A 25,990-nucleotide genomic window follows, 5' to 3' on the forward strand; every position below is an offset into this window, starting at 1 on the left:
TAGCGCGCAACTCGCCCGTGCGCCCGACGAAGCCGCCCCCGCGCGCCGGGAGTCTGGAGACGACCCAGACATCCCGACCGGAGGGAGGCCCGTCCATGGGGGCCGCAAGGACGCGAACAGGGAGCCGGCGTGCCGTGCCCTGGGTGGTGCTCGGCCTGTGGCTGGCGGCCCTGGTGCTCGCCGGACCGTTCGCCGGGAAGTTCGGCGACGTCCAGCAGAACCGGTCCGTCGACTATCTGCCCGACAGCGCCGACTCCACCCAAGTGGCCCGCATCCAGAACGAGTTGCCGGGCGGCCAGGCCACCGACCTGGTGCTCGTCTACCACCGCGACGGCGGCCTCACCGCCGCCGACCGGCAGAAGGCGGGCGCGCAGGTCGCCGAGATCGGGGCGAAGTACCAGCTGACCGGGACCCCGAAGGCCGTCCCCTCGCGCGACGGCGCCACGCTCATGTACCCGGTCTCCAGCACCGGGCCCGGCCAGGACGACAAGGCGCGGGACGCCTTCGTCGACGGCGTGCGGGACATCGCCGACGGCGGTGCGGGACTCAGCGCCGAGGTCGGCGGGCCCGGCGGCCTGAACACCGACATGAGCAAGGTGTTCGGCTCGATCGACGGCACCCTGCTCTACGCCACCCTCGGTGTCGTCACCGCCCTGCTGATCCTGATCTACCGCAGCCCCTTCCTGTGGCTGGTGCCCCTCGCCTGCGCCGGAGTCGCCGCCGGCATGGCGATGGCCGCCGCCTACGGCCTCCACGAGGGGTTCGGCATCACCATCACCGGCCAGAGCGGCGGCGTGATGACGGTCCTCGTGCTCGGCGCGGGCACCGACTACGCCCTGCTGCTCATCTCCCGCTACCGCGAGGAGCTACGGCGCCACGAGCGGCCCTACGACGCCATGCGCGCCGCCCTCAAGGGCTGCGGCCCGGCGGTCCTCGCCTCCTCCGGCACCGTGGCCGCCGGACTGCTGTGCCTGCTCGCCGCCGACCTCAACAGCAGCCGTGGCATGGGCCCGGTCGGCATGGTGGGCGTGCTCGCCGCGCTGGTCGCGATGCTCACCCTGCTGCCCGCCCTGCTGGTCCTCCTCGGCCGCCGCGTCTTCTGGCCGGTGATCCCGGCGTTCGGCAGCACACCGAAGGCACGGCGCTCGCTGTTCGCGGCGATGGCCGGCTCCGCCACCCGCCGCCCGGCCGCCGTGCTCACCCTCGGGGCCGTCCTGCTCGGCGCCCTCGCCCTGGGCGCGCTCAACCTGCCCGGCACGCTCAAGCAGGAGGACTCCTTCACCGAGAAGCCCGAGTCGATCTCCGCGACCCAGACCCTCACCCGCGCCTTCCCGGGGCGCAGCAGCCGGCCGATCACCGTCATCGCGCCCACCGGGAAGACCGGCGCCGTGCTGGCCGCGGCCCGTGGCACCGACGGGGTCGCGCAGGCGGCGCCCGGGCGCAGCGGCTCCGGCTGGACGGAGATCTCCGTCTTCGCCACCGCCGCCCCCGAGTCGCCGGGCGAGACGAGGACCATCGAGGCCCTGCGCGCCGGGCTGGACGACACCTACGGCAGCTACGTCGGCGGTCCCAGCGCCCAGCAGCTCGACCTGGCGGACAGCCAGGCCCGGGACCGCGAGGTGGTCGTGCCGCTCGTGCTCGCCGCCGTGTTCGTGATCCTCGTAGGACTGCTGCGCAGCCTCGTGGCGCCGCTGATGCTGCTCGTCGCGGTGGTCGCGGTGTGGGGCGCGGCGCTCGGCATCGGCGGGCTGGTGTTCGGGCCGGTGCTCGGCTTCGACGGCACCGACTCCGGTCTCGGCCTGCTGTCCTTCGTCTTCCTGGTGGCACTCGGCGTCGACTACGGCATCTTCCTCATGCACCGCATGCGCGAGGAGTCCCTGGCGGGCGCCGAGCCGCAGACCGCGGCGCTGACCGCGCTGCGCACCACCGGCGGGGTCATCGCCTCCGCGGGCGTCGTGCTGGCCGCGACCTTCGCCGTGCTGACCACGCTGCCGCTGGTGCCGCTGGTCGAGCTGGGCTTCGTGATCGCGGTGGGCGTGCTGCTGGACACCTTCCTGGTGCGGACGTACCTGGTGACGACGGCGAGCGTGCTGCTGCGCCGCACGGTGTGGTGGCCGGGCCGGCTGTCGCGGGCGCCGCAACCGGTACGGCCCCAGAGGCAGCACGAGCCGGTGTGAAACACGGATGATGAACCTCGTGCAGGAGAACACGACAGCGGGGCGGCCCGGCCTCGGCGACCGCATCATCGCGGTGCTCAACCGGGACCCGCGGACCGCCCCCCACGGCACCCGCAACGACGCGGTCCTCGCGGCGGTCCTCGCCGCGGTGGCCGTGTGCGTGGCGCTCTCCACCGACCAGGCCCGCCGCCCCGACGCGCTCGGCTGGACGCTGCTGCTCGCCGCCCACGTGCCCCTCGTCTGGCGGCGCCGCCGCCCGCTGCTGGTGCTCGCCGCCGGCGTGGTGCTCCTGATGCCGTACCACGCGATGGACAACAACCACGGCGCGGCGACCCCGGCCACCGTGGTCGCGCTCTACACGGTCGCCGTCACCGGCCGCCCGCTGCGCACGATCCTGACGGGCGTCGCCGTCCTCGCCGTCGCCTTCACGGTGATGCTCACCGTGAACGCCCATCAGGCCGTGGAGCTGCTGCGGATCTCCGGCTGGGTGATCGCCGTGCTCTTCTGCGGCGTCGACGTCCGCTACTACCGCCAGTACGTCGCCGGCATCGTGGAACGCGCCGAACGCGCCGAGCGCACCCGCGAGGAGGAGGCCCGCCGCCGGGTCGCCGAGGAGCGGCTGCGCATCGCCCGCGATCTGCACGACCTGCTCGCCCACACCATCACGCTGATCGGCGTCCGGACGTCCGTCGCCGCGCACGTCCTGGCCGCCGACCCCGAGCGCCTCGACCGCCAGACGATCGCCAAGGCGCTGGACGAGATCGCGGAGACGTGCCGCACGGCACGCGCCGAACTGCGCACCACCCTGGAGGTGCTGCGTGCCGCCGAGTACGGCGAGGGCCGCGGCCCGCTGCCCGGCCTCGACGGCCTGCCCGACCTGGTGGAGGCGGCCCGCCTCGCGGGTGCGCGGGTCGAGCAGTCGGTACGGGTGCGGCAGGCGCCGCCCGCCGTCGGCGCGGCCGCCTACCGGATCGTGCAGGAGGCGCTGACCAACGCGGTACGGCACGCGGGACCCGAACCCGCCGTACGGGTCGAGCTGTACGAGCGGGACGGCGCCCTGCGCCTGTCCGTCACCGACGACGGCACCGGCCCCACCCCCGGCGACCCGCCCGGCTTCGGGCTGATGGGGATGCGGGAGAGGGCCCGCAGCGTGGGTGGCACACTCGACGCCGGACCGCGGGCCCGGGGCGGGTTCGCGGTGAGCGCCGTCCTGCCGATGGCGACCGCCGTGGAGGGGACCCGATGACGATCCGCGTGCTGCTCGCCGACGACCAGCGGCTGGTGCGGGCCGCGTTCGCCATGCTGGTCGAGTCGGCGCGGGACATGGACGTCGTCGGGCAGGCCGGCACCGGCCGGGAGGCCGTGGCACTGGCCCGCAGCGAGCGCCCCGACCTGGTGGTGATGGACCTGCGCATGCCGGACCTGGACGGCATCGAGGCGACCCGGCTCATCGCCGCCGACGGGGACCTGTCGGGGGTGCGTGTGCTGGTCCTCACCACCTACGACACCGACGAGAACATCGTGGAGGCACTGCGCGCGGGCGCCTCCGGGTTCCTCGTCAAGGACACCCGTCCGGCCGAACTCCTCGACGCCATCCGCACGGTGGCCGCGGGCGAGGCGCTGCTCTCCCCGGGACCCACGGGGCGGCTGATCGAGCGGTTCCTGCGCAGTCCGTCGGCGCCCGCGACGGGCGGGCCGGAATGCCTCTCCGACCGGGAGCGGGAGGTGCTGACCCTGCTGGCGCGCGGGCTCAACAACGCCGAGATCGCCGAGGCGTTGGGGCTCAGCCCGCTGACGGCGAAGACCCATGTCAGCCGGATCATGGGGAAGCTGGGGGCGCGGGACCGGGCGCAGCTCGTCATCGTCGCCTACGAGTCGGGACTGGTGACTCCGGGAACGACCTGACGGTGACCTTCCTGAGCCGCACCCTCCTCGCCGCCACCGTGCTCCTCACGCCGCTCACCGCACTCCCCCCGGCCTCCGCCGCCACCGGCTGCACCGCGTCGCTGCCCTACGCGTCGGGGCAGGACGGCTACGACACCTTCCGCATCCCGGCGGCCGTCACCACGGGCCGGGGCACGGTCCTCGCCTTCGCCGAGGGGCGCCACCACGGCGCCGGCGACACCGGCCACATCGACGTCGTCCTGCGGCGCTCCGGCGACGGCGGCTGCACCTGGGGCCCGCTGCGGGTGGTGGCCGCCGGGAGGGGCGACACCCGGGGCAACCCCGCACCCGTCGTCGACCCCCGCACCGGTGACGTCGTCCTCGTCACGTGCTTCAACAGCGGTGCCGTCACCGAGGCGCAGATCATGCGGGGCGAGGTCACGCCTCGGCAGAGCAGACGGGTCTTCGTGCAGCGCAGCCGGGACGACGGGCGGCACTTCACGGCGCCGCGCGACATCACCGGCGAGGTGAAGCCGGCCGGCTGGCGCTGGTACGCGACGGGACCGGGCCACGCGGTCGCGCTGACCCGCGGCCGGCACGCGGGGCGCCTGGTCGTCCCCGCCGACCACTCCGCGGCCCCGCCCGCCGGTTCCCCCGACACCGGCCAGGAGGCCAGGTACTACGGCGCCCACGCCCTCCTGAGCGACGACGGCGGCCGCACCTGGCGGCCGGGCTTCGTCGACGCCTCCTACGACGGCGTGGACAACGCCAACGAGTCCACGGCCACCCAGCTCCCCGACGGCAGGCTGTACTTCGGCTCCCGCGACCAGAACGGCACGAGCACCGGCAACCGCCTCGACACGTACTCCGGCGACGGCGGCGAGACCCTGGACCGCCCCTACGCGGTGCAGCACACGCTCGACGACGTCCCGGTGGTCGAGGGCAGCGTCCTCCAACTTCGGGGCCCGGACGCGCCGTTGCTCTTCTCCGGCCCGTCCGTGCCGACCGCCCGCCGGGCGATGGCGATCTGGCGCAGCACGGACGGCGGCGCGACCTTCACCAAGGCCCTGACGCTCTCGCGGCAGCCGGCCGCCTACTCCGACCTGGTGCAGCTCGGCCGGCACACGGTGGGCATCCTGTACGAGACGGGGACGACCGGGGCGTACGAGACGATCGAGTTCCGGCGGCTGCCGGCCGGCACCCCCTAGAGCAGCCCGGCCCCGGCGAGGAACGTGCCGACCTGCCCGACCTCCGCCGGAGACAGCGGCACCTGGGGCTCCGCGGTCGCCGGGCAGGCGATGACGCCGCGCAGGTGCAGCGCCGCCTTGAAGGCGCCGAGGGCCGACGAACCGCCGCCCATCCGGGCCGGGTCGCCGACGCCGGCCAGCCCGAACAGGGCGCACAGGCGCTCCTGTTCGTCGCGGGCCCGCTCGCGGTCCCCGGCCCGGCACAGCCGGTCGAGGCGGACGTACCCGTGCGGGTCGACGTTGGCGAGACCGGGGACCGCGCCGTGGGCGCCGAGCGCGAGGGCCGCGTCGACGAGCAGTTCCGAGCCGGTCAGGACGCTGAAGCCGGAGAGGTGGCGCGCCCCGGTGACGACGTCGCGGAAGGCGGCCAGGTCGCCGCTGGAGTCCTTCAGGCCCGCGAGCACGCCGTCGGCGGCCAGGTCGAGGACGACACCCGCGGGCAGCTTGGTGTGCACGGCGACCGGGATGTCGTACGCGATCACCGGCACGGGTGACGCGGCCGCGACCAGGCGGAAGTGGCGGGCGATCTCGGCGGGATGGGTGCGGGCGTAGAAGGGCGCCGTCACCACCACCGCGTCCGCGCCCGCGGCGGTCACCGACGCCACGTGGTCCAGCACCCTCGGCGTCGTCATGTCGATCGCCCCGGCCAGCACCGGCACCTGACCGCCCACATGGCCGGTCACCGCCTCCACCACCAGCCGGCGCTGCGCGTCGCGCAGATACGCCGCCTCCGAGGAGGACCCCAGCACGAACAGCCCGTGCACCCCGCCCGCCAGCAGATGCTCGACCAGCCTGAGCAGGGAGGGGACGTCCACCTCGCGGTCCGGTGTCAGGGGCGTGCAGACGGGCGGGACGACACCGGTCAGCGGGGCGGGCAACGTCATAAGGGCTCCGTGGGATGGTTCCGGCGTACGAGGTCGCGGGTCGACCCGTCCTCCTGCACAGGATGGTGGCAGCGGAAGCGGCGCTCCGCGCTCGACGCGGCCGAGAAATCCGGCATGCCCGCCGCGCACACCTCGTCCGCCTGCGCCTCCCTCGGCACACGCCGGTGCCGCACGGCCCGGAGCCTTGCGGACCGTCTTCCGCAGGCACCGAGGCCCGTACCCTGGCGCGATGACGGACATCTGGCCGGCCGCCGACCCCGGGGTGTTCCAGCTGCCCTCCGGCCGCCTGGTGCGGGGCCGCGGACTGCGGCACCCCCTTGCCGAGGAGGCGCCCACGCCCTCCTACGCCCTCTACCTCCTCGGCCGCCGGCCCCCGCCCGTGACCTGGGAGTTCCGCTGGATCCGCTGGCCGGACCTCCGGCTGCCCAGCGACCGTGCGGCCGCCCGCGCCGCGCTCACCGAGGCCTGGGAGCGGGCCGCCGGCGAGCGCGTCGAGATCGCCTGCGCCGGCGGCCGCGGCCGCACCGGGACGGCCCTGGCGTGCCTGGCGGTGCTGGACGGGGTACCGCCCGGTGAGGCGGTGGCGTACGTGCGCGCGCACTACGACCGGCGCGCGGTGGAGACGCCGTGGCAGTCGCGGTACGTGCGGCGGTTCCACCCGAGCCGCCCTGACGCCACCCCCTAGCCGAGGGCCGCGGCCACGACCGCCGCCGCCCCGGCGAGCAGGCTGTCGTCCCAGGCCGCGTCCTGCCGCGGCTTCGTCGACAGGGCGGCCAGCACGACCGGGGCGCCGTCGGGAGTCCAGGTGACGGCCACGTCGTTGGTGGTGCCGTAGGAACCGGAGCCCGTCTTGTCGCCGACCGTCCAGGTGGCGGGCAGGCCCGCGCGGATGCGGTGGTCGCCGGTCGTGTTGGTCAGCAGCCAGCGGGTCAGACGGGCGCGGTCGGGGCCGTTCAGGGCGTGGCCGAGGACCAGGCGGGCGTAGCTGCCGCCGATCGCGCGCGGGCTCGTGGTGTCCGTACGGCGGCCCGGCTCGGCCGAGTTGAGGTCCGGCTCCCACCGGTCCAGGCGGGTCACCCGGTCGCCCAGGGAGCGGGCGAAGCGGGTGATCGCGGTCGGGCCGCCGAGCAGGCGCAGCAGGAGGTTGGCGGCGGAGTTGTCGCTGTACCGGATGGCCGCGTCGCACAGTTCGGCGACCGTCATGCCGTGCGCCAGGTGCTCCTCCGTGCCCGTGACGGGGGCGCCGTCCACCAGGTCCGCGCGCGTGTAGTGGATACGGCGGGAGAGGACCTCGCCGTGCCGGTCCAGATCGCGCAGGACGGCGCCGACGGCCAGGGTCTTGAAGGGCGAGCACATCGGGAAGCGCTCGTCGGCGCGGTGGGTGACGGACCGTCCCGTACGGACGTTGTACGCGAAGACGCCGAGCCGGGCGCCGTGCCGCCGCTCCAGCGCGCGCAGGCGGTCGGTGGCGGCGTGGGCGGGCGCGCTCGTCAGGAGCGCGGCGGCGGTGGCGGTGCCCGCGGTGAGCAGGGTGCGTCGGCCTGGGATCGTGTTCTCCTTCGGTCCGTGACCGCGGGTGGTCCGGGGTCGTCCTACCCATGATCGACGCCGTACGTCATTCCTTGGTTGCGCGGCCGTGGACCATCGGCGGACGGCGGGGCGCGCCGGTGCCCGCCACAGTGAACGGCATGGAGAAGACGAAGGGGATCAGCCGCGCACGGTTTCTCGCGGGGGCCGCGGCCCTCTCGGCCGCGGCGACGGTGCTGCCGTCCCGTCCGGCGGCGGCCGCCGCCGGCCTCGGGCACCGGGGCGTCGTCTACACCGTGGGCGAGGGCGAGACGCCCGGGACCGCGTGGAGCGCCGCCCGCGAACGCGAGGTCCTCACGTGGTCGGCAGCGGTTGGTCCAACGCCGAGACAGCCGCGGAGCCGTGCATCAGCGTGGCCACGGCGAAGACGTACCTGACGCGGCTGCTGACGAAGCTGGACGCGCGGACCGGGTCCAGCTGGTGATCATGGCCTACGAGGCGGGGCTGGTCTCCGTACGGCAGTAGCCGACGAACGCGGCCCAGGCGGCGGCCCGCACGACCACGACGGGCCCGTGCTCCACCTTGCTGTCCCGGACGGGAACGAGACCGGGGACTCCGTCGGCGACCTCGACGCAGTTGCCGCCTTCACCGTTGCTGTAAGTGCTCTTGCGCCAATGGGCGTTGCTTAGGTCCTGCTCAGGCATCGTCTGTAGTCCTCAGCCGCCGAGTCGATGAGGGCGAGGGACGCCTCCGGCGACAGCGCGGCCCCCCTGAGCAGATCGTATGCGCGCTCTGCGCGCTTCACCACAGCCGGATCGTCGATCAACGTTCCCGAAAACGACGTCTCTGTATAGGCGACGGGCGGGGCGGCCTCGAACTCCATGAGCCGCAGATCTCCGGTCATCGACGCGTACGCACCTGTCTCGTTCGCAACCACGTGGCCCCACACCGTCCGCCGCTGCATGAGCTCCGCGACGTGCTCCAGCTGCCTGGCCATGACCTCCGGCCCGCCCACCGGTGTACGCACGACGTTCTCGTGCAGGATCACCCAGTATTCCGGCGTCGTGGCGTCCTTCAGGATGTGCTGGCGCTCCAGGCGTGCCGTGACCTTCTCCTCCACGTACGCGTCGGTGACAAAGGGGTTCGCCGCGACGGTGACCGCCCCGGCATAAGCGGCCGTCTGCAACAGTCCCGGCAGCACCGTGGGCGCGAACTCGCAGATCTTCGTGGCCAGTCGTTCGAGTTCCACCACCTCGGCGAAGTAATCCGCGTACCGGTCGTCGTTGATGAGCTTCCGGCACAGACGCTCGAAAATACCGTCGGTTTGCAGGATCTCGTCAATCCGGGTCGCGATATCCAGCTGGGGTTTTCGAATGGCCTGCTCGAACTGGCCGATGTAGGCGCCGGATACGAAGACCCGTGACCCCAGGTCCGCCTGGGTGAACCCGGCCGCCTCGCGCCGCCGTTTGAGCTCCGCCCCGAAGAACTCCCACACCGCTTGCCGCGAACCATTGGCCATGGCCAACCCCCTTGCACTGCACCCCACTTGTAGTGGGCAGACTCCTGCCGAGTGTAGGCGGAACGGGCCATGCTGGAGAGGGAAAGCGTGAAACGGGAAAAGAGAGGGGAGCGAGAAATGGTGGTGCAGTAATGGTCCATCGCATTCGTTACGGTCGTCAAGGAGAGGAAATGAAACCCTCCGTCGGTACGCACGTCGTAGACACACGTACGGGAAAGGTGGGAATCGTCATGGGACACGAAGGACCGTACGTGCAACTGAGACCGTACGGCGGCGGCAGGGAGTGGGACGCGGACCCCGGTGCCGTGCGCGGGGCCACCACCGCCGAGCGCCCCAGCGCGGCCACCGCCTACGCCAACGCACGCAGCCGGGGCGAAGTGCCGTGACGTAGGGTGCGGGCGCATGGGCCTGGGGAAGTGGAGACGGCGCAGGGAGCGCAGCGGCGGCAGGCGGTGGGCCGACCCGAAGGCCACCTCCCGCTACCCCACCCCCCTCACCCTGCATCAGCTCTGGATGGTGTCCCTGAGCGCGCCGGTGAGCCGGGACCGGGGTGCCTCGCGGACCACGCTGTATCCGTTCACGCGCATCGACGACGACGGCGCCCGCCGCTGGCTGGCCGAGCAGTGGGAGATCGGCTCGCGGGAGGAACTGGCCGGCCGGCTCGACGAACTCTCGCGCAGCGGCTACCGGGCCCGCGCCCAGCAGCTCTTCGGCGTCGCTCCGCTCGCCTGGGACGCCGCCCTGTACGTGGACACGGCGCGGCTCGGCTTCGGCGCCGGACTGATCACCGAGGCCGAGGCGTGGACGGCGCTGAAGAACATCGTGCCGTCGGTGGTGCGGACGTACGCCTCCTGGCAGGAGTACGCCGATCACTACCTGCTGGGCAGGAAGGTCTGGCAGGACGGGCTGGACGGTGCCCGGGAGGGGGCCGTCCCCGCCCCGCAGTCCGCCGCCGACGCGCATCTGGGCGCGCTGCTCGACCCGGCGAACGGGGCCAGCCCCTGGAACCTGGTCCCCTGGGACGCCATCAGCCACCCCGACCGGGCCCGCTGAGCGCGGCCGTACGGGAGAATGGCCTCATGAGTCTGTTCCGCGACGACGGCATCGTGCTGCGCACCCAGAAGCTGGGTGAGGCGGACCGGATCATCACCCTGCTCACCCGCGGTCACGGGCGCGTACGTGCCGTGGCCAGGGGCGTGCGGCGCACCAAGTCCAAGTTCGGTGCCCGGCTGGAGCCCTTCTCCCACGTCGACGTGCAGTTCTTCGCGCGCGGCAGCGAGCTGATCGGGCGCGGCCTGCCCCTGTGCACGCAGAGCGAGACCATCGCGCCGTACGGCGGCGGGATCGTCGCCGACTACGCCCGCTACACCGCGGGCACGGCCATGCTGGAGACCGCCGAGCGGTTCACCGACCACGAGGGCGAGCCGGCCGTGCAGCAGTATCTGCTGCTCGTCGGCGCGCTCAGGACCCTGGCCCGGGGCGAGCACGCCCCGCACCTCATCCTCGACGCCTTCCTGCTGCGCTCCCTCGCGGTCAACGGCTACGCCCCCAGCTTCAACGACTGCGTGAAGTGCGGAATGCCCGGCCCGAACCGGTTCTTCTCGGTGGCCTCGGGCGGCTCCATCTGCGTCGACTGCCGGGTGGCGGGCAGCGTCGTACCCTCACCGCAGACCCTGGAGCTCCTTGCCGCGCTGCTTACGGGAGACTGGGAGACCGCGGACGCGTCCGAGCCGCGGTACGTCAGGGAGGGCAGCGGACTGGTCTCCGCCTACCTGCACTGGCACCTGGAACGCGGGCTGCGTTCGCTTCGTTACGTGGAGAAGTGAAGCGCCCGGCACGGCAAGCCGTCTAAGGAGACGAGAAACACATGGCAGTACGCGGGATCCTGGGACGCCGGCGGCGTGAGTACAAGGCGCCGGAGCCGCACCCGTCGGGCGCCCGCGTGCCGAAGCTGCCGGGCGAGCTGGTCCCGCGGCACGTCGGGATCGTCATGGACGGGAACGGCCGGTGGGCGAAGGAGCGCGGGCTGCCGCGCACCGAGGGCCACAAGGTCGGCGCCGAGCGCGTCGTGGACGTGCTGCAGGGCGCGATCGAGATGGGGGTGGGCAGCGTCTCGCTGTACGCCTTCTCCACCGAGAACTGGAAGCGCTCGCCCGACGAGGTCCGCTTCCTGATGAACTTCAACCGCGAGTTCATCGCCAAGTCCCGCGACCAGCTCGACGAGCTCGGCATCCGGGTGCGCTGGGTGGGCCGGATGCCCAAGCTGTGGAAGTCGGTGGCCAAGGAGCTCCAGATCGCCCAGGAGCAGACCAAGGACAACGACCTGCTCACGCTGTACTTCTGCATGAACTACGGCGGCCGGGCGGAGATCGCGGACGCCGCGCGGGCCCTCGCCGAGGACGTGAAGGCGGGCCGGCTCGACCCGGCCAAGGTCACCGAGAAGACCCTGGCGACGTACCTGTACTACCCGGACATGCCGGACGTGGACCTGTTCCTGCGGCCCAGCGGCGAGCAGCGCACCTCCAACTTCCTGCTCTGGCAGAGCGCTTACGCCGAGATGGTCTTCCAGGACGTCCTGTGGCCCGACTTCGACCGCCGTGACCTGTGGCGCGCCTGCGTCGAGTTCGCCTCCCGCGACCGCCGCTTCGGCGGTGCCGTACCGAACGAGGAGCTGCTGAAGATGGAGCGCGAGATGCGGGGCGGCGACGGCTGAGCCCGCCGCACCCCTCGGCGGCGCGGCGAGCCGCCCGCGGCCGAACGAGCGCTCAGCCGGCGGAGCAGTCCGCGCACGTGCCGAAGATCTCGACCGTGTGCGCGACGTTGACGTACCCGTGCTCCGCCGCGATCGCCTCCGCCCACTTCTCCACCGCGGGCCCCTCCACCTCGACGGCCTTGCCGCAGACGCGGCAGACCAGGTGGTGATGGTGCTCGCCGGTGGAGCAGCGGCGGTACACCGACTCGCCCTCGGACGTGCGCAGGACGTCCACCTCGCCCGCGTCGGCGAGGGACTGCAGGGTGCGGTAGACCGTGGTCAGCCCGACGGAGTCGCCCTTGTGCTTCAGCATGTCGTGGAGCTCCTGCGCGCTGCGGAACTCCTCGACCTCGTCCAGGGCCGCCGCCACGGCGGCCCGCTGGCGGGTCGCACGGCCCTTCACGGGCGGTCCAGCGGTCGTCACCGGTTCCTCCTTGGTCGGCCTGCGTCTGCCCGGACATTGTGCCAGTCCGGGCCGTGCGCGGTCAGACGCCGACCTTGCCGTCCGAGCCCCGCGCGGCCGGAATCGCGCACGCTGCCGGGTCCCCGGAGGGGTGCGCGGCGGCGGCCGCACGGGCGCGGCGCCGGGCCTGCGGGGCCGAGAGCGCCGTCAGCGCGACGAACGCCGCGATGGTCAGCAGCACGATCGTCGCGCCGGGCGGCACGTCCTGGTAGTAGGAGGTGACCGTGCCGCCGATCGTCACCGTCACCCCGATCGCCACCGCGATCGCGAAGGTGGCCGCGAAGCTGCGGCTCAGCTGCTGGGCCGCCGCCACGGGCACGACCATCAGCGCGCTCACCAGCAGCAGGCCCACCACCCGCATCGCGACCGTGACCGTCACGGCCGCCGTCACCGCGGTGAGCAGGTTCAGGGCGCGCACCGGCAGACCCGTGACCCGCGCGAACTCCTCGTCCTGGCTGACCGCGAAGAGCTGCCGGCGCAGTCCCAGGGTGACCAGCACCACGAAGCCCGCGAGCAGGCAGATGGCGGTGACGTCCGACGGGGAGACCGTGGACAGGGATCCGAAGAGGTACGACGTCAGGTTCGCGTTGGAACCGCCGGGTGCGAGGTTGATGAACATCACGCCGCCGGCCATGCCGCCGTAGAAGAGCATCGCCAGGGCGATGTCGCCGCGGGTGCGGCCGTACCAGCGGATGAGCTCCATGAGGACCGCGCCGAGGACGGAGACGGCGGTGGCCATCCAGACCGGGGACGCGGAGAGCAGGAAGCCGAGGCCGACGCCGGTCATCGCCACATGGCCGATGCCGTCGCCCATCAGGGCCTGGCGGCGCTGCACGAGGTAGATGCCGATCGCGGGGGCGGTGACGCCGACCAGGACGGCGGCGAGCAGGGCCCGCTGCATGAAGGCGTAGTCGAGGAGGTCCATCAGCTCAGCAGTCCTGTACGGGTCGGCGCGTGGGGGTGTACGTGGTCGTGGCCGGGCAGGGCATGGTGCCCCACCGCCCGCGGGGGCGGGCCGTCGTGCAGCACGCAGCCGTCGCGCAGGACCACGGCCCGGTCGATCAGGGGCTCCAGGGGCCCGAGTTCATGCAGGACGAGCAGCACGGTCGCGCCCTGGGCGACCTCGGCGCGCAGCGTCCGCGCCAGGACCTCCTGGCTGGCCAGGTCCACGCCCGCCATCGGCTCGTCCATGATCAGCAGTTCCGGCTCGGCGGCGAGCGCGCGGGCGATCAGCACGCGCTGGTGCTGGCCGCCGGAGAGGGCGTTCACGGAGTCCTTCGCCCGGTCCGCCATGCCGACCAGCTCCAGGGCCCGCCGCACCGCCGCGCGGTCGGCCCTGCGCAGCACGCCGAAGCGGGCCCGGGACAGCCGCCCGGACGACACGATCTCGGTGACGGTGGCCGGGACCCCGCTCGCGGCGGTGGTGCGCTGCGGGACGTACCCGACCCGGGCCCAGTCCCCGAACCGCCTGCGCGGGGTGCCGAACAGCTCGATCTCGCCCGCGCTCACCGGTACCTGCCCGATGAGCGTGCGGACCGCCGTCGACTTGCCGGAGCCGTTCGCGCCGAGCAGCGCGACCACCTCCCCGCGGCGCACGCTCAGGTCGATGCCGCGCAGGACGGGGCGCGAGCCCAGCTCGGCCCGTACGCCGCGCAGGGACACGACGGGTCCGCCGGCCGTGCCGTCCCCGCTCATGAGGTGCCCAGAGCCTGCTGCAGGGCCTTGAGGTTGGCCTCCTGGACGGAGAAGTAGTCCTTGCCGCGGGACTTGGGGGTGATGCCCTCGATCGGGTCGAGCACGTCCGTCCGCAGCCCGGTGTCGGAGGCGAGGGTCCGCGCGGTGCTGTCGCTGACGAGCGTCTCGTAGAAGACGGTGGTCACGCCGTCGGCCTTCGCCATCTTCTCCAGCGCCTTCACCCGGGCCGCGCTCGGCTCGGACTCGGGGTCGAGGCCGTTGATGGCCTCCTCGGTCAGGCCGTAGCGCTCGGCGAGGTAGCCGAAGGCGGCGTGCGTGGTGATGAAGACCTTGGACTTGGTGTGCGCGAGCCCGTCGGCGAACCGCGTGTTCAGGTTGTCGAGCCGCTTCACCAGGGCGGCGGTGTTCTTCCGGTAGTCCGCCGCGTGCTTCGGGTCGGCCTTCTCGAAGGCCCTGCCGACGCCCTTGGCGACCTCGGCGTACCGGACCGGGTCGAGCCAGATGTGGGGGTCGAGGCCGGAGCTCTCCTCGTTCGCGGAGTGGTCGTGGGCGGCGGCGTGCCCGCCGACCTCGTTGCCGTGCTCCTCCAGCGAGGTGAAGGAGGCGGCGTCGATCTTGGTCCTGACCTCGGACTGGGCCACCGCGTCGTCGACGGAGGGCTGGAGGTTCTTGAGGTAGAGCACCGCGTCCGACGTCTGGAGCCGCGCGGTCTGCCGGGCGCTGATCTCCAGGTCGTGGGGCTCCTGGCCGGGCTGGGTCAGGGAGGTGACGTGGACGTGGGAGCCGCCGATCCGCTCCGCGAGGAAGGTCAGCGGATAGAACGACGCGACGACGTCGAACCTGTCCGTGCCGCCCGCGGCGGAACTCTCGGTCGAGCAGGCGGAGAGGGTGGCGAGACCGAGGGCCGTGGCGGCGGCCGCGGCGATGGGTATGAGGCGTCGTCGTACGTTCATGACATTCATTTTCAACTAACATGGAAACCGTTGTCAACAAGCGGCGAAGTCGGACCGATTTGATTGAGGGGCAGCCCCCGCCGGTACCCTGAAGCATTCGCTGTGAAGCGCCTCGCTTCGTCGTCCGTCGTCGTAATGAAGAGAGCACCGTGGCCGCCGACAAGATCGACACCATCGTCAGCCTGAGCAAGCGCCGTGGCTTCGTATTCCCGTGCAGTGAGATCTACGGCGGCCAGCGCGCCGCCTGGGACTACGGGCCGCTGGGTGTCGAGCTCAAGGAGAACCTGAAGCGTCAGTGGTGGCGCTACATGGTGACCTCGCGCGAGGACGTGGTCGGTCTCGACTCGTCCGTGATCCTGGCCCCCGAGGTCTGGGTCGCCTCCGGCCACGTCGCCACCTTCACGGACCCGCTCACCGAGTGCACCTCCTGCCACAAGCGGTTCCGCGCGGACCACCTGGAGGAGGCCTACGAGGCCAAGCACAAGCGCCTGCCGGAGAACGGCCTGGCGGACGTGAACTGCCCGAACTGCGGCAACAAGGGCCAGTTCACCGAGCCCAAGCAGTTCTCGGGTCTGCTGTCGACGCACCTCGGCCCCACCCAGGACTCCGGCTCCATCGCCTACCTGCGCCCCGAGACCGCTCAGGGCATCTTCACCAACTTCGGCCAGGTGCAGACCACTTCGCGCCGCAAGCCGCCGTTCGGCATCGCGCAGATGGGCAAGTCCTTCCGCAACGAGATCACGCCCGGCAACTTCATCTTCCGCACCCGCGAGTTCGAGCAGATGGAGATGGAGTTCTTCGTCAAGCCGGGCGAGGACGAGAAGTGGCAGGAGTACTGGATGGAGCAGCGCTGGAACTGGTACACCGGCCTGGGCCTGCGCGAGGAGAACATGCGGTGGTACGAGCACCCCAAGGAGAAGCTCTCCCACTACTCCAAGCGCACCGCCGACATCGAGTACCGCTTCCAGTTCGGTGGCAGCGAGTGGGGTGAGCTGGAGGGCGTCGCCAACCGCACGGACTACGACCTGAACGCCCACTCCAAGGCATCCGGCCAGGATCTCTCCTACTTCGACCAGGAGGCCGGCGAGCGCTGGACTCCGTACGTCATCGAGCCGGCGGCCGGTGTCGGCCGGGCGATGCTCGCCTTCCTGCTCGACGCCTACGTCGAGGACGAGGCGCCGAACGCCAAGGGCAAGATGGAGAAGCGCACGGTGCTGCGCCTGGACCACCGCCTCGCCCCCGTCAAGGTCGCCGTCCTTCCGCTGTCGCGCAACCCGGAGCTGTCCCCGAAGGCCAAGGGGCTCGCGCAGGCGCTGCGCCAGCACTGGAACATCGAGTTCGACGACGCCGGCGCCATCGGCCGCCGCTACCGCCGCCAGGACGAGATCGGCACGCCGTTCTGCGTCACCGTCGACTTCGACACGCTGGACGACAACGCCGTGACCGTCCGCGAGCGCGACTCGATGAAGCAGGAACGCGTGTCGCTGGACCAGATCGAGGGGTACCTGGCGAGCCACCTGATCGGCGCCTAGGGAGTGGGTGGCCCCCGATACAGGCCCCGCATTGGTCCTGTATCGGGGGCCGCTCCATGGTCAGGCTGGCTCCATGAGCCTCGCCTTCCTCCTCACCACCCTGGTCGTCGTCGCCACCCCCGGCACCGGTGTCGTCTACACCCTCGCCGCCGGGCTCTCGCGAGGACGGCGGGCGAGCGTCGTCGCGGCCTTCGCCTGCACGCTCGGGATCGTGCCGCACATCCTGGCCACGGTCACGGGGATGGCCGCGCTGCTGAACGCGAGTGCCGCCGCCTTCCAGACACTCAAGTACGCGGGTGTGGCCTATCTCCTCCACATGGCCGTGGCGACCCTGCGGGACAAGCGGACGATCGACGTCGACCAGGAGGCCGCGCCGGTGTCCGCCGGGCGCGTGATCGTGCGGGGCGTGCTGATCAATCTGCTCAACCCGAAGCTGACGGTCTTCTTCCTCGCGTTCCTGCCGCAGTTCGTGGACCCGTCCGCCCCGCACGCCCTGCCGCGGATGCTGGGCCTGAGCGGTGTGTTCATGCTGGCGACGTTCGTCGTCTTCGCCGTCTACGGGGTGCTCGCCGCCCGTGTCCGCAGCCACGTCACCTCGCGGCCGAGGGTGATGACGTGGCTGCGGCGGAGCTTCGCGGGGTCGTTCCTGGCGCTGGGTGCGAAGCTGGCGCTGACGGCGCGTTAGCGGCCCTGCAGCGACCTGACGTTGTCGCCGAAGGTCCAGTTCTTCGAGCCGTCCCAGTTGACGGACCAGGTCATCAGGCCCTTGAGCGAGGTGCCGTAGTGCTTCCAGGCCTGGGAGACCAGGGACGGCGACATGTAGCCACCGCCCGCCCCCGGCTGCGCGGGCAGACCGGGGACCTGCTTGTCGTAGGGCACCTTGATCGTCGTGCCCTGCACCACGAGGCCCTTGGCGAGGCAGTCGGTCTGGGCGGTGAAGCCCTGCACGGTGCCGGCCGAGTAGGAGTCGCCGGAGCAGCCGTACATGCTGCCGTTGTAGTACTGCATGTTCAGCCACCACAGGCGGCCGTTGTCCGCGTACTTCTTCACGATCGGCAGGTACGCGCCCCAGATCGAGCCGTAGACGATGCTGCCGCCGGTGACGTAGGCCGTCTCCGGGGCCATCGTGAGGCCGAAGGTGGAGGGCATCCGCGCCAGGATGCCGTCGATGATGCGGATCAGGTTGGCCTGGGAGGCGGACAGTTGGGAGATGCTGCCGCTGCCGGTCAGGCCGGTCTCGATGTCGATGTCGATGCCGTCGAAGTTGTACTTCTTCAGGATCGGGACGATCGTCGAGACGAACTTGTCCGCCACGGCGGTGGAGTTGAGGTCGATGCCCGCCGTCGCGCCGCCGATCGACATCAGGATCGTCTCGCCCGCGGCCTTGGCCGCGCACATCTCCGCGGGTGTCGCCACCTTCACGCCCGAGTCCATGCCGTCCTCCCACAGGGCCGTTCCGTCCGAACGGATCACGGGGAAGGCCGCGTTGATCACGTTGTAACCGTGCGCGGCGATACGGGAGTCGGTGATCGGGGTCCAGCCGAAGGGCGGGTGGACCCCGTTGGCGGAGCCGTCCCAGTTCTCCCAGTAGCCCTGGAGGACCTTGCCGGCGGGCCTGGACTTCACCGCGCAGGAGTCGGCGGCGGAGGCGGCGGGCGCGGTGGCGATCGAGGTGAGCGGGGTGAGGACCGCCGCGGCGAGGGCGGCGGCGAGCAGGCGGGCTGTGCGGCGGATCATGCGGGGCCTCCCGGTGGGGGTCGGGGCGGGTACGCACAGGTGTCGTAGGCATGACAGTGCTCGTGGTCCAGACCTCCCGTCAATAGGTCTGGACCAGGCTGGGAAAGTTGGAATGACAGATATTGAAATCTGTCATCTGTCATGGCAGGGTGGACGGCATGACGATCCAGACACGCAAGCTCGGAACCACCGGCCCCCAGGTCTCCGCCCTCGGCCTCGGCTGCATGGGCATGTCCGCGCTGTACGGCGACGCGGACCGGGCGGAGTCCATCGCCACCGTCCACGCCGCCCTCGACCGGGGCGTGACGCTGCTCGACACCGGCGACTTCTACGCCATGGGCCACAACGAGATGCTGCTCGGCGAGGCGTTGCGCACGGCCCCCGCCCGGCTGCGTGAACGCGCCCTGACCAGCGTGAAGTTCGGCGCCCTGCGCGACCCGGACGGCGGCTGGAGCGGCTACGACGGCCGGCCCGCCGCGGTGCGGAACTTCGCCGCGTACTCGCTCCAGCGGCTCGGCGTCGACCACATCGACGTCTACCGGATCGCCCGGGTCGACCCGGACGTGCCGATCGAGGAGACCGTCGGCGCGATCGCGGAGCTGGTCGAGAAGGGGTACGTGCGGCACATCGGCCTGAGCGAGGCGGGCGCGGCCGACATCCGGCGGGCCGCCGCCACCGCGCCCATCTCCGACCTGCAGATCGAGTACGCGATCATCACACGCGACATCGAGCGGGAGATCCTGCCGGCCACGCGGGAGCTGGGCATCGGCATCACGGCCTACGGTGTGCTCTCCCGGGGCCTGATCTCCGGCCACTTCAGCCGTGACCGGCAGCTCGCGGCGACCGACTTCCGGGCCAGGGCGCCGCGCTTCCAGGGCGAGAACCTGCGGCACAACCTGGACCTCGTCGAGGCGCTGCGGAAGATCGCCGACGACAAGGGCGTGACCGTCGCGCAGATCGCCATCGCCTGGGTGCTCTCCCGCGGCGAGGACATCGTGCCGCTGGTCGGCGCACGGACCCGGGAGCGGCTGACCGAGTCGCTGGGCGCGCTGGACGTGACACTGGACGAGGCCGACCTGACGGCGATCGAGGAGGCCGTCCCGGCGGGCGCGGCGGCGGGCGACCGCTATCCGTCCGCGCAGATGGCACACCTCGGGACCGAGCACTGAGTGCCTCGCCAGGTACGGTCTGGGCCATGTCACCGACTCCGCAGACGCTGACCGCCGAGCGCATCCTCGAAGCGACCGAGGAGGTGCTGCGCCGCCACGGACCCGCCAAGGCGACCGTGGTGGACGTGGCCCGCGCACTCGGCGTCAGCCACGGCAGCGTCTACCGCCACTTCCGTACCAAGGCGGCGCTGCGGGAAGCGGTGACGAAGCGGTGGCTGGACCGCACGACGGAGGTCCTGGCCGGTATCGCCGCGGACGCCGAACGCGACCCGGAGGCCCGGCTGCGCGAGTGGTGCGCGGCCCTCTTCGCCGCCAAGCGCCGCAAGGCGGGCGCCGATCCGGAACTCTTCGCCACGTACTCGGTCCTGGTCGGTGAGTCCGGCCAGGTGGTCGGCGACCACATCACGGAGCTGACCGCCCAGCTCACCCGCATCGTCCGCGCCGGCGCGGAGGCGGGGACGTTCACGGTCGCGGACCCGGCGGTGGCGGCGCGCGCCCTGTTCCAGGCGACGGGCCGCTTCCACGACCCCTGCTATGCGAACGAGTGGGAATTGCCGGGCGTGGAGGGAGAGTTCGAGGCCGTGGTGGACCTGGTGGTGCGGGGGCTGCGGGCGTAGGGCCTTGCGCAACAGACCTAGGGCGTGTCACCCCCTAGCCGCCCGCCACGTACCGCCAGAAGTCGCGCATCAGCGGGGTCGGGGTCGGGTTCTGCATGGCTGCCTGGGTGAGCAGGACGGAGACGGTCGCCGTCGGCGGGACGACGTGGGCCGTGGTGCCCGTGCCGCCCACCCAGCCGTAGCGGCCGGGGACGTTCCAGGGGTCGGCCGGGGTGACGTCGACCTGGCCGCCGTAGCCCCAGCCCTGGCCCTCGAGGAAGAGCTGCACGCTGTCGCGCTGCGCGGCCGTCAGGTGGTTCGTGGTCATGCGGCTCACCGACGTGGGGGAGAGCAGCCGGCGGCCGTCCGGGGTGATGCCGGAGCGCAACAGCAGGCGGGCGAAGGACAGCCAGTCGTCGGCCGTGGAGACCAGGCCGCCGCCACCCGAGTGGAAGGCGGGGACGCTGCTGAACTCGCCGTCCGGGGTGTCGAACAGCTCGAGGGTGCCGTCCGGGTTCGTCGAGTACGCCGTGGTGAAGCGGTGCCGTTTCGACGGCGGCACCTCGAACGCCGTGTCCGTCATGCCCAGCGGCTCGAAGATCCGGTCCGCGAGGAAGTCGGGAAGGCTCCGGCCCGCGGCGCGGGCGATCAGAATGCCCTGGAGGTCGGACGAAGTGCCGTAGAGCCAGGCCTCACCTGGGTGGTGCAGCATCGGCACCCGGGCGAGCAGGCCCAGCCAGGCGCCCGCCTCCGGCCAGGACCGAAGGGTGCGGCCGTCCTTCTGCACCGTGAACAGCGACTGCACCGCGGGGAGCGTGAAGTCGGCGGGGAAGCCCCAGCCGGTGCGGGAGCTGAGCAGGTCCTCGACCGTGATCGGCCGCGCCGCCGGGACGACGTCCTCGACGGGGCTCGACGGGGTGCGCACCACCACCGGCGCCGCCAGTTCCGGCAGCCACTTCGCGATGGGCGAGTCCAGTTCGAGCACGCCGTCGTCGAGCAGCATCAGCACCGCCGCGGCCGTGATCGGCTTGGTGATCGAGGCGATCCGGAAGATCGAGTCCCGGGTCATCGGTGCGGTGCCGTCGGTGTCCACCGACCCGACGGTCACCGCCTCGACGTCGTCACCGCGGGCCACCAGGGCCACGGCACCGGGCAGGGTGCCCGCCTCGACGTGCCGGTTCAGGATGTCGTGCAGAGCGCTCATGGGCGGCCTTCCGGTGCGTGGTCGTCGTACCGTCTACGCCTTCTACGACTGCCGCGGCGACGGAATGTCATCGGCCGGAGAGCGGCCCCGTCCGCCGGGCGGCCCTATGCGTCGGCCGGGTCCACCGTCGCCTGGTGGGCCTCGGCCAGGTGCTCCTGCGCCTTCAGCCAGGGCAGGAACTGCGCGGCCTTGCGCCAGCCGCAGGTGTCACATCTGATCGTGCGCTGCACTCCGGTCCGCTGCACCCGGACGACGTGCTCACGTCCGTGCTGGTCCCAGCGGCTCACCTTGCTCGTCTTGATCTCCAGCATGCTGCCTCGCCTCCGACACAGGAGTGTGCAGCAAGACCAACATCAACAGGGTTTTCTTCACAGCGAGTTGGCCAATCCGTGAGCGGCTCCCCGCCACCGCCGCCGGGCCCGCGGGCCCGCGCTCACCCGATGGTCCGCGGCAGCCGCAGGCTCAGCAGCCCGGTCAGCGCCACACAGGCCAGCTGCACCAGGAGCGTCGTGACCAGCGCGTTCCGCATCCCGTGGGCCGGGACGAGGGAGAGGAAGAGGGTGCCCAGGGCGGCCACCCCGAGCGCCAGTGCCGACTGCTGGGTGGTCATCATCACGCCGCTGCCGACACCGGCCCGCGCGCCCGGCACCTCGGAGAGGACGACCCGGAAGACGATGGGCAGCTGGAGCGCCTGGCCGGCACCCGCGAGCGCCGCGCCGGGGAGCAGTTCGGTGAGGCCGAGGTCCGGCCAGGCCCGCCAGGCGGCCAGCGCCATCAGCCCGACACCGAGTCCCTGGACCACCGCGCCGGCGGTCACCACCCGGGTGCCGTACCGGGCGACGAGCCGCGGTCCGGCGAGCGAGACGAAGAAGAAGACGACCGCCATGGGCGCGAGCGCCAGCCCCGCGGGCACCGGCCCGAGCCCCGCGCCCCGTTGCAGGGCGACGGCGATCACGAACATGAACCCGCTGAAGCCGACGGAGAACGGGACGATCATCACCAGCCCGCGGCGCAGCGAGGTGAGGGCGAACAGGCTCGGCGGCACCAGCGGCGTACGGCCCCGCCGGTCCGCCCGGCGCTCGACCGCGTAGAACGCCGCCGCCACGAAGGGGAAGGCGGCCAGCGACAGCCACGTCCACAGCGGCCAGCCCGCCGAGCGGCCCTCGGTGAGCGGAGCGAGCAGGGCGAGCAGGGAGGCGGTGAGCAGGACCGTGCCGGGCCCGTCCACCGGCTCCGGGTGCTGCGAGCGGGTCTCGGGCACCCCGCGCACGGCCAGCACCAGGCCGACGACGACCACGGGCACGTTCACCAAGAACACCGAGCGCCAGCCGGTGCCCCAGAGGTCGGCGGCCACCAGGATCCCGCCGAGGATCTGCCCCGCCACCATGGACAGCCCGGCCGTGGCGCCGTAGAGCCCCATGGCCTTGGCCCGGCGCGGTCCGGCCGTCGCCGACTGGATGGTGGCGAGCACCTGCGGCAGCATCGCGGCCGCCGCGGCGCCCTGGGCGACGCGGGCCGCGACGAGCGTCCAGGCACTGGGCGCGAGCCCGCACGCCAGCGAGGTCAGGCCGAAGGCGGCCATGCCGCCGAGGAAGAAGCGGCGCCGCCCGAACAGGTCGCCCAGCCGTCCGCCGAGGACGAGCAGGACGGCGTAGGCGAGCCCGTATCCGGCGACGACCAGTTCGAGGACGGACTCGCTCGCGTGCAGGTCCTGGCCGATGGTGGGCAGGGCGACGTTGACGATGAAGAAGTCGATGAGTGGCAGTGCCGCTGCCAGCAGCACGGTGAAGAGTCCGAGGCCGCCGAGCGACGGTGTCGCGGCCGGCGTCCGTACGGTGGGTGTGGTGATGGTTTCGGTCACGTTCCCGAGCCTGCGGCCGGCCCCAGACGGGTACCAGAGTCTTCTTATCCTGGTAGCAGGAGTACCTGGCAACAGGGTCCGTGCGGCGGCAGTCTGGAGGGATGACGACCATGGCCCAGGACGAGGCGGTACGCAGCCCGGACACCCCCGCGACCAGGGACGCCGGTTCGGTACGGCGGCACGAACTCGCCGCCTTCCTGCGGCACCGGCGCGAGCACATCACCCCCGAGCAGGTCGGCCTGCCCCGGGGCCGCCGGCGCCGCACGCCGGGTCTGCGCCGGGAGGAGGTCGCGCACCTCGCCGCCGTCGGCGTCACCTGGTACACGTGGCTGGAGCAGGCCCGCGACATCCAGGTCTCCGTGCAGGTCCTGGACGCCCTGGCCCGCACGCTCTTCCTGGACCCCAGCGAGCGGGCCCACCTCTTCCGGCTGGCGGGACAGGTCGACCCGACCCCGGCGAGGGACTGCCCGTCGATCACACCCGGGGTGCGCGCGATCCTGGATCAGCTGGAGCCGGTCCCGGCCTGCGTGCAGAACAGCCGCTACGACATCCTGGCCTACAACCGCACGTACGGTCTGCTGCTGTGCGACCTGGACGAGGTGCCGGCCGAGGACCGCAACTGCATGGTCCTGTCCTACACCAACGCCGACTGGCGCGCGTCGATCGTCCGCCTCGACGAGGCCCAGCGCCTGATGGCCGCCCGCTTCCGCGCCACGATGGCGGGTCATCTCGCCGAACCCGCCTGGAAGATGCTGCTGAAGCGGCTGCGCGCGGAGTCCCCGGACTTCTGCGCGATGTGGGACCGCCATGAGGTCGTCGCCCACCGCAGCAAGCGCAAGGAGTTCGACAACCGCTACGTGGGCCGCATCACGGTCGACCACACCGATCTGTGGCTCGGCCCGGAAGCGGGCCCCAGGCTGGTGACGTACGCGCCGGTGGACGAGGTGTCGAGGGAGCGGCTGGAGAAGCTCCGGCGCATAGCACGGGAGAAGCCGACCACCCGAGTCGGCTGACTGCCGCTCCGTGAGGCGCCGGCACCGATCCACCCGGCCCTCCCCCCCCGGGCGGCGGCTGCGCGCGGCCACTCGCGAAGGCGGGCGGGCTGTGGTTTGGGGGGCGCGGGGGCCTGCGCGACGGGCCCCACCGGCCCGCGTGTGCCGTGCGAGGTGACGCCCCGGCGGCTGCGCGTGGCCACTCGCGAAGGCGGGCGGGCTGTGGTTTTCAGGGGCGCGGGGAACTGCGCGGCCGGCTCCCCACCGGCCCGCACCCGGCGGGCTACGCCACGACCCCGGCCGCTTCGCGCACCTCCGCGGACTGCAACCGCTCGGCCGTCCGCTCGGCAGTACCCCGTGCCCAGCGGCCACTGGTCACGACACCGAGCACCAGCACCGCCGCGCCGCAGGCGACCAGCACCCACCACCCCGGCACGGACGCCGCCACGAACCGCGACCGGTACGAGGGGCCCGCCACGCCGGAGGCGAGCAGCGCGCCGACGACGGCGACCCCGAGCGTCTGCCCCAGCTGGCGGCTGGTGGAGGCGACCGCCGCGGCGACCCCCGCCTGGGCCCGCGGCATCCCGGACACGGCCGTGTTGGTGATCGGCGCGTTCACGAACCCGAAGCCGACACCGAACAGCACGTACCCCACGAACAGCGTCACGTCGGACGTCTCCGCGTCGAACGCCGCGAACAGCACCGCGCTCACGGTCATCGCGATCCCCGCGATCACCAGCGGCAGCCGCGGCCCGCGACTGCCGACCAGCCGTCCGGACAGGGGCGCGCACAGGAACATCGGCACCGCCATCGGCAGCATCCACAGGCCGGCGTGCAGCGCGGTCAGCCCGCGCACGTTCTGCAGGTACAGCGTCGACAGGAACAGGAAGCCGCCGAGCGAGGCGAAGGCGCTGATCGCTATCACCGTCGCGCCGCTGAACGGCACGGAGTGGAAGAAGCGCAGGTCGATGAGGGGTTCGTCGCGGCGCGGCTCGTACCGGAGCAGTCCGGCCAGCGCGGCCGCCGCGATGAGGACGAACGGCAGGATGGAACCGGTGCCGGAGTCCGGCGCCTCGATGATCGCGTACGTCAGGGAGCCGAACAGCGCGATGACCAGGAGCTGGCCGACCGGGTCGGGGCGGCGGGCCTTGGGCGCACGGGAGTCGGGCACGAAGCGCAGGGTGAGCAGCAGCGCGGCCAGGCCCACCGGCAGGTTGACCCAGAAGATCGAGCGCCAGCCGACCGACTCCACCAGCAGACCGCCGACCAGCGGGCCGGCGGCCATCGATATGCCGACGACCGCGCCCCACACGCCGATCGCGCGGGCCCGCTCACGGGGGTCCGTGAAGGTGTTGGTGATGATCGACATCGCGACCGGGTTGAGCATCGAGCCGCCCACCGCCTGGACCATGCGGAACGCCACCAGCGCGTCCAGGCTGGGGGCGAGGGAGCAGAGCAGCGAGCCGATGGAGAAGACGACCAGGCCCGCCATGAAGACCTTCTTGCGGCCCACCCGGTCACCGGTGGAGCCCGCGAGCATCAGCAGCGAGGCCAGGACCAGGGTGTAGGCGTCGATCGTCCACTGGAGTCCCGAGGTGGGGGCGTCCAGTTCCTGCTGCATCGACGGCAGGGCGACGTTCAGGGCGGTGGTGTCGAGGCTCACGATCAGCAGGCTCATGCAGCAGATCGCGAGCACCAGGAGACGTCGTCGGGGGCTGAGCTCTGGCATGCCTGTCATCGTACGACTGTTTCGATAGTGCGTCTAACTAATGACCGTTACAAGATCATGGCTTCTGGT

At 72.3% G+C, this 25,990-nt stretch carries 27 protein-coding genes and 1 pseudogene; 15 read left to right on the forward strand and 13 right to left on the reverse strand.

Annotated elements, in window-relative coordinates; genetic code table 11:
* Window positions 1-95: 95 nt before the first annotated feature.
* Genes ACIRPX_RS05445 through ACIRPX_RS05460 form a run of 4 tightly spaced genes read left to right on the forward strand, consistent with a single transcriptional unit; the run spans window position 96 to window position 5,269 of the window.
* Window positions 96-2,177 carry an MMPL family transporter gene (locus tag ACIRPX_RS05445; RefSeq protein WP_404188580.1) on the forward strand — a complete coding sequence of 694 codons (2,082 nt, stop codon included), beginning with the start codon at window positions 96-98 and terminating at the stop codon, window positions 2,175-2,177.
* Window positions 2,178-2,187: 10 nt separating this feature from the next.
* A complete protein-coding gene (locus ACIRPX_RS05450) occupies window positions 2,188-3,423 on the forward strand; it encodes a sensor histidine kinase (protein WP_404189264.1) in 1,236 nt (411 codons plus the stop codon).
* Window positions 3,420-4,082: a response regulator gene (locus tag ACIRPX_RS05455; RefSeq protein WP_404188582.1), complete on the forward strand. Its 663-nt coding sequence runs from the start codon at window positions 3,420-3,422 to the stop codon at window positions 4,080-4,082. The genes ACIRPX_RS05450 and ACIRPX_RS05455 overlap by 4 nt, the downstream gene beginning before the upstream one ends.
* A gap of 2 nt (window positions 4,083-4,084) precedes the next feature.
* Window positions 4,085-5,269, forward strand: coding sequence for an exo-alpha-sialidase (locus ACIRPX_RS05460; protein ID WP_404188585.1), 1,185 nt, complete (start codon window positions 4,085-4,087; stop codon window positions 5,267-5,269).
* Here ACIRPX_RS05460 and ACIRPX_RS05465 read toward each other — a convergent pair.
* The gene (locus ACIRPX_RS05465) at window positions 5,266-6,192 is read right to left on the reverse strand and encodes a dihydrodipicolinate synthase family protein (protein ID WP_404188588.1); all 927 of its coding nucleotides are present in this window, start codon (window positions 6,190-6,192) and stop codon (window positions 5,266-5,268) included. The two genes, ACIRPX_RS05460 and ACIRPX_RS05465, sit on opposite strands and share 4 nt — an antisense overlap.
* Window positions 6,193-6,421: 229 nt before the next feature.
* Here ACIRPX_RS05465 and ACIRPX_RS05470 point away from each other — a divergent pair, with 229 nt between their 5' ends.
* Window positions 6,422-6,877, forward strand: a complete 456-nt coding sequence (locus ACIRPX_RS05470) for a protein phosphatase (RefSeq protein WP_404188591.1) — start codon at window positions 6,422-6,424, stop codon at window positions 6,875-6,877.
* Here ACIRPX_RS05470 and bla read toward each other — a convergent pair.
* Window positions 6,874-7,740 (reverse strand): class A beta-lactamase, encoded by an 867-nt coding sequence (gene bla / locus ACIRPX_RS05475; RefSeq protein WP_404189267.1) that lies wholly within the window; start codon window positions 7,738-7,740, stop codon window positions 6,874-6,876. The two genes, ACIRPX_RS05470 and bla, sit on opposite strands and share 4 nt — an antisense overlap.
* Before the next feature lie 317 nt (window positions 7,741-8,057).
* On the opposite strand from bla, the pseudogene ACIRPX_RS05480 reads away from it, so the two are divergent.
* Window positions 8,058-8,244, forward strand: a pseudogene (locus tag ACIRPX_RS05480) (response regulator transcription factor); the annotation flags it as partial.
* Here the strand turns inward: ACIRPX_RS05480 and ACIRPX_RS05485 are convergent.
* Together ACIRPX_RS05485 and ACIRPX_RS05490 are read right to left on the reverse strand one after the other, a co-directional pair.
* Window positions 8,211-8,423 (reverse strand): DUF397 domain-containing protein, encoded by a 213-nt coding sequence (locus ACIRPX_RS05485; RefSeq protein WP_404188593.1) that lies wholly within the window; start codon window positions 8,421-8,423, stop codon window positions 8,211-8,213. The pseudogene ACIRPX_RS05480 and the gene ACIRPX_RS05485 sit on opposite strands and share 34 nt — an antisense overlap.
* Window positions 8,405-9,238, reverse strand: a complete 834-nt coding sequence (locus ACIRPX_RS05490) for a Scr1 family TA system antitoxin-like transcriptional regulator (RefSeq protein WP_404188595.1) — start codon at window positions 9,236-9,238, stop codon at window positions 8,405-8,407. The genes ACIRPX_RS05485 and ACIRPX_RS05490 overlap by 19 nt, the downstream gene beginning before the upstream one ends.
* Window positions 9,239-9,408: 170 nt before the next feature.
* Here ACIRPX_RS05490 and ACIRPX_RS05495 point away from each other — a divergent pair, with 170 nt between their 5' ends.
* The 4 genes from ACIRPX_RS05495 to ACIRPX_RS05510 are packed head-to-tail and all read left to right on the forward strand — an operon-like array spanning window position 9,409 to window position 11,951.
* Window positions 9,409-9,624 carry a hypothetical protein gene (locus tag ACIRPX_RS05495; RefSeq protein ID WP_404188598.1) on the forward strand — a complete coding sequence of 72 codons (216 nt, stop codon included), beginning with the start codon at window positions 9,409-9,411 and terminating at the stop codon, window positions 9,622-9,624.
* A gap of 16 nt (window positions 9,625-9,640) precedes the next feature.
* Window positions 9,641-10,291 carry a DUF1266 domain-containing protein gene (locus tag ACIRPX_RS05500; protein ID WP_404188600.1) on the forward strand — a complete coding sequence of 217 codons (651 nt, stop codon included), beginning with the start codon at window positions 9,641-9,643 and terminating at the stop codon, window positions 10,289-10,291.
* A 26-nt stretch (window positions 10,292-10,317) separates the two neighbouring features.
* Window positions 10,318-11,064, forward strand: a complete 747-nt coding sequence (gene recO / locus ACIRPX_RS05505) for a DNA repair protein RecO (RefSeq protein ID WP_404188602.1) — start codon at window positions 10,318-10,320, stop codon at window positions 11,062-11,064.
* A gap of 41 nt (window positions 11,065-11,105) precedes the next feature.
* Entirely contained in the window at window positions 11,106-11,951 is an 846-nt protein-coding gene (locus ACIRPX_RS05510) for an isoprenyl transferase (protein ID WP_404188605.1), read from the forward strand.
* 52 nt (window positions 11,952-12,003) lie between these two features.
* Here the strand turns inward: ACIRPX_RS05510 and ACIRPX_RS05515 are convergent, their stop codons facing one another.
* The 4 genes from ACIRPX_RS05515 to ACIRPX_RS05530 all read right to left on the reverse strand — a co-directional run bounded on the left by ACIRPX_RS05515 (window position 12,004) and on the right by ACIRPX_RS05530 (window position 15,101).
* Window positions 12,004-12,414 carry a Fur family transcriptional regulator gene (locus ACIRPX_RS05515; protein ID WP_404188607.1) on the reverse strand — a complete coding sequence of 137 codons (411 nt, stop codon included), beginning with the start codon at window positions 12,412-12,414 and terminating at the stop codon, window positions 12,004-12,006.
* 61 nt (window positions 12,415-12,475) lie between these two features.
* Window positions 12,476-13,378, reverse strand: a complete 903-nt coding sequence (locus ACIRPX_RS05520) for a metal ABC transporter permease (RefSeq protein ID WP_404188610.1) — start codon at window positions 13,376-13,378, stop codon at window positions 12,476-12,478.
* The gene (locus tag ACIRPX_RS05525; RefSeq protein ID WP_404188614.1) at window positions 13,378-14,148 is read right to left on the reverse strand and encodes a metal ABC transporter ATP-binding protein; all 771 of its coding nucleotides are present in this window, start codon (window positions 14,146-14,148) and stop codon (window positions 13,378-13,380) included. The genes ACIRPX_RS05520 and ACIRPX_RS05525 overlap by 1 nt, the downstream gene beginning before the upstream one ends.
* Window positions 14,145-15,101, reverse strand: coding sequence for a metal ABC transporter substrate-binding protein (locus ACIRPX_RS05530; RefSeq protein WP_404188617.1), 957 nt, complete (start codon window positions 15,099-15,101; stop codon window positions 14,145-14,147). The genes ACIRPX_RS05525 and ACIRPX_RS05530 overlap by 4 nt, the downstream gene beginning before the upstream one ends.
* A gap of 149 nt (window positions 15,102-15,250) precedes the next feature.
* On the opposite strand from ACIRPX_RS05530, the gene ACIRPX_RS05535 reads away from it, so the two are divergent.
* Together ACIRPX_RS05535 and ACIRPX_RS05540 are read left to right on the forward strand one after the other, a co-directional pair.
* Complete coding sequence (locus ACIRPX_RS05535; RefSeq protein ID WP_404188620.1) at window positions 15,251-16,633, forward strand: glycine--tRNA ligase; 1,383 nt, start codon at window positions 15,251-15,253, stop codon at window positions 16,631-16,633.
* A gap of 73 nt (window positions 16,634-16,706) precedes the next feature.
* Window positions 16,707-17,318, forward strand: coding sequence for a LysE family translocator (locus ACIRPX_RS05540; RefSeq protein ID WP_404188623.1), 612 nt, complete (start codon window positions 16,707-16,709; stop codon window positions 17,316-17,318).
* Here ACIRPX_RS05540 and ACIRPX_RS05545 read toward each other — a convergent pair.
* Entirely contained in the window at window positions 17,315-18,370 is a 1,056-nt protein-coding gene (locus ACIRPX_RS05545; protein WP_404188625.1) for a chitinase, read from the reverse strand. The two genes, ACIRPX_RS05540 and ACIRPX_RS05545, sit on opposite strands and share 4 nt — an antisense overlap.
* Window positions 18,371-18,528: 158 nt before the next feature.
* Here ACIRPX_RS05545 and ACIRPX_RS05550 point away from each other — a divergent pair, with 158 nt between their 5' ends.
* Both ACIRPX_RS05550 and ACIRPX_RS05555 read left to right on the forward strand, forming a co-directional pair.
* Window positions 18,529-19,539 carry an aldo/keto reductase gene (locus tag ACIRPX_RS05550; RefSeq protein WP_404188628.1) on the forward strand — a complete coding sequence of 337 codons (1,011 nt, stop codon included), beginning with the start codon at window positions 18,529-18,531 and terminating at the stop codon, window positions 19,537-19,539.
* A 26-nt stretch (window positions 19,540-19,565) separates the two neighbouring features.
* Complete coding sequence (locus ACIRPX_RS05555) at window positions 19,566-20,156, forward strand: TetR family transcriptional regulator (RefSeq protein ID WP_404188630.1); 591 nt, start codon at window positions 19,566-19,568, stop codon at window positions 20,154-20,156.
* A 34-nt stretch (window positions 20,157-20,190) separates the two neighbouring features.
* Here the strand turns inward: ACIRPX_RS05555 and ACIRPX_RS05560 are convergent, their stop codons facing one another.
* From ACIRPX_RS05560 to ACIRPX_RS05570, 3 genes are all read right to left on the reverse strand, one after another.
* Entirely contained in the window at window positions 20,191-21,339 is a 1,149-nt protein-coding gene (locus tag ACIRPX_RS05560) for a serine hydrolase domain-containing protein (protein WP_404188633.1), read from the reverse strand.
* Between the two features lie 104 nt (window positions 21,340-21,443).
* The gene (locus ACIRPX_RS05565; RefSeq protein WP_404188635.1) at window positions 21,444-21,650 is read right to left on the reverse strand and encodes a hypothetical protein; all 207 of its coding nucleotides are present in this window, start codon (window positions 21,648-21,650) and stop codon (window positions 21,444-21,446) included.
* A gap of 122 nt (window positions 21,651-21,772) precedes the next feature.
* On the reverse strand, window positions 21,773-23,200 hold the full coding sequence (locus ACIRPX_RS05570; protein WP_404188638.1) for an MFS transporter: 1,428 nt from the start codon (window positions 23,198-23,200) through the stop codon (window positions 21,773-21,775).
* Between the two features lie 101 nt (window positions 23,201-23,301).
* On the opposite strand from ACIRPX_RS05570, the gene ACIRPX_RS05575 reads away from it, so the two are divergent.
* On the forward strand, window positions 23,302-24,213 hold the full coding sequence (locus ACIRPX_RS05575; RefSeq protein ID WP_404188640.1) for a helix-turn-helix transcriptional regulator: 912 nt from the start codon (window positions 23,302-23,304) through the stop codon (window positions 24,211-24,213).
* A gap of 262 nt (window positions 24,214-24,475) precedes the next feature.
* Here the strand turns inward: ACIRPX_RS05575 and ACIRPX_RS05580 are convergent, their stop codons facing one another.
* Window positions 24,476-25,921: an MFS transporter gene (locus ACIRPX_RS05580; RefSeq protein ID WP_404188642.1), complete on the reverse strand. Its 1,446-nt coding sequence runs from the start codon at window positions 25,919-25,921 to the stop codon at window positions 24,476-24,478.
* Window positions 25,922-25,990: the final 69 nt, after the last annotated feature.

The sequence above is a fragment of the Streptomyces sp. NPDC101225 genome (genome assembly GCF_044767585.1).
Lineage (GTDB): Bacteria > Actinomycetota > Actinomycetes > Streptomycetales > Streptomycetaceae > Streptomyces.

Bases quoted from the DNA above. Each gene is read 5' to 3' on its own strand.
- ACIRPX_RS05500 (WP_404188600.1), top strand. From the start codon at position 9,641: ATGGGCCTGGGGAAGTGGAGACGGCGCAGGGAGCGCAGCGGCGGCAGG.
- ACIRPX_RS05445 (WP_404188580.1), top strand. From the start codon at position 96: ATGGGGGCCGCAAGGACGCGAACAGGGAGCCGGCGTGCCGTGCCCTGG.
- ACIRPX_RS05520 (WP_404188610.1), bottom strand. From the start codon at position 13,378: ATGGACCTCCTCGACTACGCCTTCATGCAGCGGGCCCTGCTCGCCGCC.
- ACIRPX_RS05555 (WP_404188630.1), top strand. From the start codon at position 19,566: ATGTCACCGACTCCGCAGACGCTGACCGCCGAGCGCATCCTCGAAGCG.
- ACIRPX_RS05485 (WP_404188593.1), bottom strand. From the start codon at position 8,423: ATGCCTGAGCAGGACCTAAGCAACGCCCATTGGCGCAAGAGCACTTAC.
- ACIRPX_RS05525 (WP_404188614.1), bottom strand. From the start codon at position 14,148: ATGAGCGGGGACGGCACGGCCGGCGGACCCGTCGTGTCCCTGCGCGGC.
- ACIRPX_RS05450 (WP_404189264.1), top strand. From the start codon at position 2,188: ATGAACCTCGTGCAGGAGAACACGACAGCGGGGCGGCCCGGCCTCGGC.
- ACIRPX_RS05455 (WP_404188582.1), top strand. From the start codon at position 3,420: ATGACGATCCGCGTGCTGCTCGCCGACGACCAGCGGCTGGTGCGGGCC.
- recO (WP_404188602.1), top strand. From the start codon at position 10,318: ATGAGTCTGTTCCGCGACGACGGCATCGTGCTGCGCACCCAGAAGCTG.
- ACIRPX_RS05470 (WP_404188591.1), top strand. From the start codon at position 6,422: ATGACGGACATCTGGCCGGCCGCCGACCCCGGGGTGTTCCAGCTGCCC.
- ACIRPX_RS05550 (WP_404188628.1), top strand. From the start codon at position 18,529: ATGACGATCCAGACACGCAAGCTCGGAACCACCGGCCCCCAGGTCTCC.
- ACIRPX_RS05530 (WP_404188617.1), bottom strand. From the start codon at position 15,101: ATGAACGTACGACGACGCCTCATACCCATCGCCGCGGCCGCCGCCACG.
- ACIRPX_RS05540 (WP_404188623.1), top strand. From the start codon at position 16,707: ATGAGCCTCGCCTTCCTCCTCACCACCCTGGTCGTCGTCGCCACCCCC.
- ACIRPX_RS05495 (WP_404188598.1), top strand. From the start codon at position 9,409: ATGAAACCCTCCGTCGGTACGCACGTCGTAGACACACGTACGGGAAAG.
- ACIRPX_RS05575 (WP_404188640.1), top strand. From the start codon at position 23,302: ATGACGACCATGGCCCAGGACGAGGCGGTACGCAGCCCGGACACCCCC.
- ACIRPX_RS05565 (WP_404188635.1), bottom strand. From the start codon at position 21,650: ATGCTGGAGATCAAGACGAGCAAGGTGAGCCGCTGGGACCAGCACGGA.
- ACIRPX_RS05545 (WP_404188625.1), bottom strand. From the start codon at position 18,370: ATGATCCGCCGCACAGCCCGCCTGCTCGCCGCCGCCCTCGCCGCGGCG.
- ACIRPX_RS05580 (WP_404188642.1), bottom strand. From the start codon at position 25,921: ATGCCAGAGCTCAGCCCCCGACGACGTCTCCTGGTGCTCGCGATCTGC.
- ACIRPX_RS05465 (WP_404188588.1), bottom strand. From the start codon at position 6,192: ATGACGTTGCCCGCCCCGCTGACCGGTGTCGTCCCGCCCGTCTGCACG.
- ACIRPX_RS05560 (WP_404188633.1), bottom strand. From the start codon at position 21,339: ATGAGCGCTCTGCACGACATCCTGAACCGGCACGTCGAGGCGGGCACC.
- ACIRPX_RS05510 (WP_404188605.1), top strand. From the start codon at position 11,106: ATGGCAGTACGCGGGATCCTGGGACGCCGGCGGCGTGAGTACAAGGCG.
- ACIRPX_RS05490 (WP_404188595.1), bottom strand. From the start codon at position 9,238: ATGGCCAATGGTTCGCGGCAAGCGGTGTGGGAGTTCTTCGGGGCGGAG.